We start from the raw sequence: 7,015 nt of genomic DNA on the forward strand, positions 1-7,015 counted from the left end.
GTTACAAATAAACATTAGATGGCGAGGGCGCGTGAGTACAGAAAGAAACTGCGTGAGAGTAAAGACATTGGCTCAACCCGCCCCTATAACAAGATATTATGGTTTTTTCATATCGCTCTACTTAGATATCAAATACAGCAATCAGGATTAAGCGTGTCACCAGCAAACCCTCAACAACAAACGCCTCTATTAAATGCCTTGCGCGATCGCACAAATCACCCGCACGCCCCATTTTATGCCCCCGGACACAAAGGCGGACAAGGAATCTCTCAACCCCTAATTGACTTATTCGGTGCGGCAGTATTTCGATCGGATTTGCCGGAATTGCCGGAATTAGACAATCTCTTTAATCCAGAAGGTGCAATTGCCGAAGCTCAAGACTTAGCCGCAGCAGCATTTGGAGCAAAATCAACTCGGTTTTTGGCTAACGGTTCGACTTGCGGAATTATCGCCGCGATCTTAGCGACTTGCGGCCCAGGAGATAAAATTATCTTGCCTCGAAATATCCACTCCTCGGCGATTTCAGGTTTAATTTTATCCGGTGCAATTCCAATTTTTGTCAATCCAGAGTACAACCAGGAATGGGATATTGCCAACAGCATCACCCCAGAAGCCACAGCCGCAGCCCTAGAACAACATCCCGACGCCCAAGCAGTAATGATAGTTTACCCAACCTATCACGGCGTGTGCGGGGATTTGCGGGCGATCGCCCAAATTACCCATCAATACAACATACCGTTATTAGTAGACGAAGCCCACGGCGCGCACTTTAACTTTCATCCAAACTTGCCAGAACCAGCACTATCAGCCGGTGCCGATTTAACTGTACAATCAATCCACAAAACCCTCGGTGCAATGACACAAGCATCCATGCTTCACGTCAAGAGCGATCGCATAGATATCCAAAAATTAAATAGAGCATTGCAATTAGTACAATCTACCAGTCCGAGTTACTTATTATTAGCATCCCTAGACGCAGCCCGCCAACAAATCGCACTCCACGGCAAAGAGTTAATGGGGCAAACTTTACATCTAGCAGAAAAAGCGCGATCGCGCATCAGTCTTATTCCCGGCTTATCAGTTTTAGAACCGTTAAATACACCGGGTTTTGCAGCATTAGACCGCACTAGGCTAACAGTAAAAGTATCCGATTTAGGAATTACAGGATTTGCCGCCGATGAAATTCTGCACTCTCAACTCGCCGTCACCGCAGAACTTCCCATGCCCCGACATTTAACATTTATTATCAGCCTGGGAAATACAGAATTAGATATTGACAATTTAGTTAAAGCTTGTACTCTTTTAGAAGGAAGAAGGAAGAAGGAAGAAGGAAGTTCGGCAACGGATGTAACGGATGTAACGGATGTAACGGATGTCAGGAAGAAGGAAGATGTCCGAAAGAAGAAGTCCGAGAGAAGAAGGAAGATGTCCGATGGAAGATTTGCCCACTCTCCCCCTCTCCCACTCTCCCCCTCTCCCCCTCTCCTCTCCCCCCGCGAGGCCTTCTTTTTCCCAGCGGAAACAGTACCCGCAGACAAAGCAGTCGATCGACTCAGCGCCGAACTCATCTGTCCCTATCCCCCAGGAATACCCGTCCTGATGCCCGGTGAAATTATTACCCCAGCAGCCGTTGACTACCTGCAACAAATCCTTGCCGCCGGCGGAAAAATCACAGGTTGTAGCGATAGAAACCTCCAAACTCTCAAGGTTGTGCGACAGTAAATATTAAGGCTTGGGGGAAATTGGCAGAATTTCTACTAATTCTTCCACCAGTTCCAACGGTCGTCTTGCTTCAATCAAAAATCAAAAATATAACTATGCTTTGGCCCTACGTCACTCCAGGCATCCCGGATGACTTATTTGAACGTTTACCGGGCATTCCCATGAGTAAGCGAGAAGTCCGACTGTTGTTAATCTCTCACCTGCGGCTGCAAGCAGATTCAGTGGTGTGGGACCTCGGTGCAGGTACTGGTACGATCGCCGTAGAAACAGGTTTGCTGTGTCCCAAAGGTCGGATTATTGCCGTCGAAAGGGACGAAGAAGTAGCAAGCTTGATTCGCAGAAATTGCGATCGATTCGAGCTCAACAACGTAGAAGTCATAGAAGGCAGTGCCCCGGAATGCCTGGAAAACCTGCCTCAACCCCCCCACCGAGTCTGCATCGAAGGAGGTCGCCCCATCAAAGCCATTCTCCAAGAAGTCTGGCGGTACTTGCAACCCCACGGTAGAGTTGTCGCCACAGCCTCGAATTTAGAGAATCTTTACGCCCTTTCCGAAGGATTCGCCGAGTTGCAAGTCCGCAACATCGAAGTAGTCCAGTCCGCCGTCAACCGCTTGGAGACTCGCGGTCTGAGTCAAACCTTTGCCGCCGTCAATCCCATATTTATTCTCAGCGGCGAAAAGCTGGATTAGAAGGAAAAAGAAGGCATGACAAGAATTTTGACAGGGATACACGAATTAATTATGTAATTCTTAATCTTTTTTAAGTTCACTTAACCTTCATACTTAAGAATAGGGGCGACCATAGCTGGATTGACCGCCTGACTTGAGATTTTGGATCGCCGATTGGGGATGGGGGTTAGCTGTGCAAGTGAGAAACTCGTGCTCTTGAAAAATCCAAAATCCAAAATCTAAAATCGAATGACCCGCCGCCGTCTGCAAGAGAAATTCATTTATGCCTTGGTCTCGTATCCTCAGTGGAATAGTTGCGATCGCCCTTGCTTTGGGAATGATTATTATGGGGGGATGGTACTTCACCCTCGGCTTTGGAGTCATCGTCTACCTAGGTCAATTGGAATATTTTCAATTAGCCAGGGCTAAAGGCATTGCACCCGCTGCCAAAACTACCTTAGCGGTCAGTCAAGGGCTATTAATTACTGCCGCCCTAGCACCGGAACTCGTAGATGCCATGTTCCCCTTAGCGGGAACCTTAATCTGTTTCTACCTGTTATTCCAACCTAAATTATCTACGATCGCCGATATTGCCTCCTCAGTTTTAGGATTGTTCTACGGCGGTTATTTGCCCAGCTATTGGGTACGGCTGCGAGTCGGCCTCGACCCAGCCAATCTTGCTACAACCCAACTTTCGCAAGCAGTAGCAAGCAATTTGCCCGTTAACATTTACCCGTCCCCGTCTTGGACAAATTCCAGCCATATATCTTTAGGATTGACTTCGCTGCTGCTGGCTTTCTTCTGCATCTGGGCCGCTGACATTGGGGCTTATTTTGTCGGCAAATTCTTCGGTCGCACTAGCCTGTCCCACATCAGCCCCAAAAAAACCGTTGAAGGTGCCGTATTTGGAGTTTGCGGCAGCATCGCCGTGGCCGCCGCTGGGTCTTGGTATTTACACTGGCCGGGGTGGCCGTATACTGGGGCTGCTTTTGGTCTGTTGATTGGCGTTGCTAGCTTGTTGGGAGATTTAACTGAGTCGATGATGAAGCGAGACGCCGGCGTTAAGGATTCGGGGCAGTTGATCCCCGGTCACGGCGGCATTCTCGATCGCACCGACAGTTATGTTTTTACCGCGCCCCTAGTCTACTATTTTGTCACTTTACTGTTGCCCGCGATCGACTCTTACTTGATCGCTCGCTAATTGGGAATTGCGAATTGGGAATTGCGAATTGGGAAGGGGGAATTTGGCATTGGGAATTGGGAATTGGGAATGGGGTATGTATTCCCAAGCTCTGCGTGGAAGGTTAAAGTCAACAGTCAACAGTCAACAGTCAACTGTTAACTAACTAAGGCAAAACTCTAATTCCTCCCCGACAAACAATCTCCCCCGGACTCAAAATCAACTCTTCAATCTCAACTTCCGGTCCAAAATCAATTTTAAAACCATTGAAATCACTGCTCTTTAATTCTCCATCCATTTCGATTTCTGGTGCTTCAAACATCAATTCGCGACCGCTAGCCATCCGTAAACCCGTCCGCAATACCAAAGGAATTTGCCTACCGCCAGCGCGCAAAATTGTCGCCGAAAGCGTCAAAAAACCCGCCTCAATAGCAATCTGCGAATTTTGCAACTTCAGCGACTGTTCCCTATCTGTCAGCGGCAGCATTGGCAGCAAAAATTCGCTTAAAGCATCAGCAAGCAAAGGCGCTTTCAGCGACGCATTCAAATCCGCTTGACTGAGCCTCAAAACGCCTGCCACGGGAACGGATTCCAGGAGGCGCAGGGGTTGGCCTTTGAGAGCTTGACCGAGGTTGATGCGAATGCCGCAGCCCTCTATCGCAACATCTGTTAGGTGTAGTCCTTTATACACAGCACCGCGAGCGGCAGCCGTGACTTTGGGGATCGCACCGCTGAAGATTTGTCGATCGCTTCCCTCAATTTTCACCTTCAAGTCGTCCACTTGCTGAACTTGCGATCGCAGCCACAACTGCACCGCCGGAGACAGTACCGCGCTCGCGATCCGGCTGCCTTGACTCGGCGAAGGTCTCCCGGGATCTTCGCCGAGATTAACAGTCCCACCAGAGCCAGCAGCGCCATCTCTATTGTCAAATTGATGAGAGTTTCGATCGACAGTCATAAATAATTTCAGAATATAAACCTTAATATTCAAGCACAGAAATTTAACTAGAACTTGCGCGTCCGGCCTCAAAAACCCCTTTGATTCACAGATATATCGCCGTAAACCTCCTATTTTTATAAGAAACCGGGTTGATCAGCGCAACTCCTATTAACTCCAAAACCAAGCAGAAATCTCGCCTCAGCAACGCCAGAAGCAGAAAAATTATCACCCTTTCCCCCCTTGGGATCTTTCCTTAGTTCGCGAGTTGTGCGATCCCCAGGAAAAATTTGCGATCGAGCGTATAAATTTAACCAGCAGTACGGGATTTATGGTAGTGTTGGTTTAGGGTCTGGTCAGACCCACACCTCTAAAACCAGTCGCAAACCAACGGTGCAAGCCTGTTCCTGCGGCGAGTCTTTTCCTGGTAGTTTTTGCGCAACATTCAGGGTCATGCCATCAGGACAATTCTTACAGGGCCTAACGCCCCCTAAGGATTGGTCGAGGATTATAATTTATTCCCAAGCAGGAATTGAGCATTCCTAGTAAGGTTAATCAATTAACCTTGTCGTGTTTCCTCCCCCACCGCTCGCTCGTTGGGGGTTTCCACACTCCCGTCATGTCAGATGAAAGGCTGCAAAAAATCCTCGCCCAGTGGGGCATTGCCTCTCGTCGTCTTGCAGAACAGATGATTGTAGCTGGACGAGTCCGAGTTAATGGCAATATTGTTCGCTTAGGAGAAAAAGCAGATCCAGATCGGGATCTGATCGAAGTCGATGGAGTCTCGGTAAAACCAACGGATCGACCGTCACAGGTTTATCTGTTGCTCAATAAACCGGCAGGCGTCGTTTCTACTTGCAGCGACCCCAGAGCCCGATCGAAAGTTCTCGACTTGCTGCCGCCCCAACTGCGCTCGGGTCAAGGCATCCACCCCGTAGGACGCTTAGATGCAGATTCCACCGGTGCCCTCTTGCTCACCAATGATGGTAAGCTGACATTTTGTTTGACCCATCCGCGTCACTCGATCGCCAAAACTTATCAGGTTTGGGTGCTCGGCGATCCCCCGGAACCCATACTGGAAGCGTGGCGTCACGGCATTATCTTGTCAGGCAGAAAGACTTTGCCCGCGAAAGTGAGAGTTCTCGATCGCGCGCGAGACAAAACTCTGTTAGAAGTCATTCTATCAGAAGGCAGGAACCGACAGATTCGGCGAACAGCCGAGCAGTTGGGATATCCCGTGGTGGGGCTGCACCGCACAGCGATCGGCCCGATTCAATTGCAGCGGCCCGAATTGCCAATATTGCCACCGGGCTGCTACCGACCCCTAGAAGATTCGGAAATTATTTATTTATGGAATCTAGTCAACCTAACATCAATAAGCGTGCCAGTAAAATCCCAGGAGCACAGCATATGACAAAGAATTTATTGTTTTTATTCTTCAAAACAACTAAGAAGAAACTGCACTCCCAAGAGCCAGAACCAGCTCAGAAGAAGCTAGCGGAAATTGGGGCTCAACTCCGCCAGTACCGCGAACAGCAGTCGATTTGTTTGGACAAAGTAGCTGTGGTAACAATGATTCGGCGGAATCTGCTGCAAGCGATCGAAGACGGTCAACTCGACCAACTTCCCGAACCCGTCTACACTCAGGGTTTGATCAAGCGCTACGCTGAAGCAATGGGTTTGGACGGAACTCAGTTTGCCGACTTTTTCCCGATCGAACCGCCAGCCCGATCGAGAACCAAGCTCTCCTGGCAAGATGGGCCTCAGTTGCGCCCGATGCACCTCTACCTCTTTTACACATTTCTAATTATCTGTTCGGTCAATGTCTTATCTCAGTTGATGGGCGGTTCTGTGACCGCTAAAAACGGTGCGGGAGCCAAAGAACTAGCGCTTGGCCAGCAAGAACAAGCACGTTTAGCTGCTGAGGGATCGAGCGCCTCACAAAATCAGAAACCGGATAGTTACGCCGCTGTGGAAGCAGCAAGAACAGGTCAAAATTTAGATAAATCTGGCAATAAACCAGTGATGGTTAGCGTCACTTTTAAAGCCGAATCGTGGATGCAGGTTGAAGTCGATGGCAAAACAGAGTTTGAGGGAATTTTGCCTTCAGGAACTGTACGCACCTGGCAGGCTCAAAAGCAATTGGTAGTTGTAGCTGGTAACGCCGGCGGGGTAATGGTTGCCGTCAATAACGGACAAGCCGAACAACTCGGAGTCCCTGGAGTCGTCAAAGAAGTAGTTTTTAAAGCAGACGACCTCAAGCCTGCAACACCGCCAAAAAATGAAGGGTAAGTGTTAATGGGTAATCGGGAATAGGTAATGGCTGGCAGTCCACGGCTTTTAATTAGAATGTCCGTCTTTATTCACTCATTACCAATTACCAATTACCATTAACGGGACTTAAACATAAAATAGGATAAAAATAGGTTATATGCTTACATAGCAAGCATATAACGTTAAAAAATGACCCATGAAAGAGACAACCCCTGCCGCGATGCCCCCCTGCTT

Annotated in this window: 6 protein-coding genes; 5 read left to right on the forward strand and 1 reads right to left on the reverse strand. The window is 48.7% G+C overall.

Annotated elements, in window-relative coordinates; all coding sequences use genetic code 11:
* Positions 1-153 precede the first annotated feature (153 nt).
* The 3 genes from QUA13_RS03700 to QUA13_RS03710 all read left to right on the forward strand — a co-directional run bounded on the left by QUA13_RS03700 (position 154) and on the right by QUA13_RS03710 (position 3,591).
* The gene (locus tag QUA13_RS03700; protein WP_333196710.1) at positions 154-1,722 is read left to right on the forward strand and encodes an aminotransferase class I/II-fold pyridoxal phosphate-dependent enzyme; all 1,569 of its coding nucleotides are present in this window, start codon (positions 154-156) and stop codon (positions 1,720-1,722) included.
* Positions 1,723-1,817: 95 nt separating this feature from the next.
* The gene (cbiT, locus tag QUA13_RS03705) at positions 1,818-2,411 is read left to right on the forward strand and encodes a precorrin-6Y C5,15-methyltransferase subunit CbiT (protein WP_333196713.1); all 594 of its coding nucleotides are present in this window, start codon (positions 1,818-1,820) and stop codon (positions 2,409-2,411) included.
* Between the two features lie 262 nt (positions 2,412-2,673).
* Entirely contained in the window at positions 2,674-3,591 is a 918-nt protein-coding gene (locus tag QUA13_RS03710) for a phosphatidate cytidylyltransferase (protein ID WP_333196715.1), read from the forward strand.
* 145 nt (positions 3,592-3,736) lie between these two features.
* Here the strand turns inward: QUA13_RS03710 and QUA13_RS03715 are convergent, their stop codons facing one another.
* Positions 3,737-4,528, reverse strand: a complete 792-nt coding sequence (locus QUA13_RS03715) for a DUF2993 domain-containing protein (RefSeq protein WP_333196718.1) — start codon at positions 4,526-4,528, stop codon at positions 3,737-3,739.
* 598 nt (positions 4,529-5,126) lie between these two features.
* On the opposite strand from QUA13_RS03715, the gene QUA13_RS03720 reads away from it, so the two are divergent.
* Positions 5,127-5,921 (forward strand): pseudouridine synthase, encoded by a 795-nt coding sequence (locus QUA13_RS03720; RefSeq protein WP_333196719.1) that lies wholly within the window; start codon positions 5,127-5,129, stop codon positions 5,919-5,921.
* Entirely contained in the window at positions 5,918-6,799 is an 882-nt protein-coding gene (locus QUA13_RS03725) for a helix-turn-helix domain-containing protein (protein WP_172184721.1), read from the forward strand. Before QUA13_RS03720 ends, QUA13_RS03725 begins: the two co-directional genes overlap by 4 nt.
* Positions 6,800-7,015: the final 216 nt, after the last annotated feature.

The sequence above is a fragment of the Microcoleus sp. S28C3 genome (genome assembly GCF_036700785.1).
GTDB classification, from domain to species: Bacteria; Cyanobacteriota; Cyanobacteriia; order Cyanobacteriales; family Microcoleaceae; genus Microcoleus; species Microcoleus asticus.